This window comes from Protofrankia sp. Cas8, assembly GCF_963555845.1.
In the GTDB taxonomy this organism is placed as follows: Bacteria; Actinomycetota; Actinomycetes; order Frankiales; family Frankiaceae; genus Protofrankia.
The window spans coordinates 2,940-4,461 of the sequence record NZ_CAUVXI010000316.1 but is presented as its reverse complement, the minus strand read 5'-3'; the positions used below and the strand labels follow the sequence as shown (position 1 = coordinate 4,461).

The window sequence follows — 1,522 nt, the reverse complement described above, 5'->3', positions numbered from 1 at the left end:
TCCACCTGTCAGGATTACTGCCTGTCGCTCCGGATCGAACACGAACAGCAGCCGGACCTCGCTCGGCCCGACTGATCCGGGTCGCAGTTCCTTGAGGTTGGGTAACGTCGAACCTTTGATCGTGTCCACGAGGGGGCGGCCAAGAGCCGGTCCCTCGATCCGCAGTGCTTCGATGGCTTGACTGATCAATATCAGCGTCTGTCGATCTGCGTGACGGAGCATATGCAGCCATGAGCGGGCTGGCTTCCACCACGACGATCGACCAGGTCATCGACACTCCTTACGATCAAAATTATAACGGTGACAACATATGTCTTCAACGTTGTGCCGGTGAGTGGTCACCGGAAAAATATCCAAGGTCATGTCGTACCGCACGAAGATCGAAATTGGTGCGATCATGGTGCTCATCCTGTTGCTGTGTACCGGAGGGGTGGCCGGTGGATGGGCCTGCCCGAGCGAGGCCGTGGCTGCTCCGATCCGTGTCCGTGTCCGTGTCCGTGTCCGTGTCCGTGTACCCATTGGTGTACCCAAGCCGGCGGACGTTGGCCGACGAGTACGAACACCGGCGGACGGCGAGCGCAGGTCACGCCGACACGGCGGACGTCCACGGACATCTACGGACGAACCGCCTTTTCCTACGAGATTACGGCGGATCGTCTGGCAGTTCGGGTGGTCGGGGCCGGAGACCGCCTCAGCGATCCCCAACGCCCACTCGAAAGGATGAGGCCATGTGGTTACGGTTGCCAATTGGGGAAGAGCTGCGGGCGGAGCTGGGCTCACCCCGGCGGGCTCGCCGACTGGGCAGCAGCCCGCGATCACGGGTTTGGCGCGTGGAGCTGTCCGGAACACCCGTCGTGGTCAAGCAGCTCATCGATGCGCCCGATGCCCCCGAGAGGTACGCCCGTGAGGTGGCCGCGCTGAAGCTCGCGTCCCGGGTCGACCCGCCTGTGGTGCCGATGCTCCTCGGCGCTGATCCGGACCAACGAGTCCTGGTCCTGGAGCACTTGGAACATCAGCAGCCGCGCGAGGACTGGGTGGTCGACTACGCCGAGGCGCTGGCGCGGCTCCACGCCGCCACCGGAGCCAAGGACGCAGGGGTCCTCCGTGTCTGGTCAGGCCCGACCCACGACGACGTTGACTCCTTCCTCGGGCTTGCCCAAGCGCTCGGCGTCGCAGTGCCCTCCGGAGTACGAACCGAGCTGGACGACATCGTGAACCGCCTGGTCCGCTCGCCGGGCCATGCCCTGCTGCACGGCGACCCTTGCCCCGGCAACGACATGCACACCAGCAGCGGTGTCAGGTTCATCGACTTCGAACAAGCAGCGTTAGGCAACGGGCTCACGGAACTCGCATACTTACGCATCGGGTTCCCGACCTGCTGGTGCGTCACCGCCCCGCCCCAGCACCTGCTGGAGGCGGCAGAGGCCGCCTACGGCGCGGCGTGGCTCCAGGAGACCGGTATCGATGTCCCGAACGATCTCATCGCCGCGTGTGCAGGCTGGCTGCTACGAGGCGACGCGCT

2 protein-coding genes are annotated in these 1,522 nt (G+C 64.7%); one reads left to right on the top strand and one right to left on the bottom strand.

Features of this window, described 5'->3' with window-relative positions:
* On the bottom strand, window positions 1-189 hold a 189-nt coding region (locus U9977_RS26050; protein ID WP_416210787.1), incomplete at its 3' end, for a type II toxin-antitoxin system RelE/ParE family toxin.
* Window positions 190-728: 539 nt separating this feature from the next.
* On the opposite strand from U9977_RS26050, the gene U9977_RS26045 reads away from it, so the two are divergent.
* Window positions 729-1,522: phosphotransferase (locus U9977_RS26045; protein ID WP_416210786.1), on the top strand; the 794-nt coding region annotated here is incomplete at its 3' end.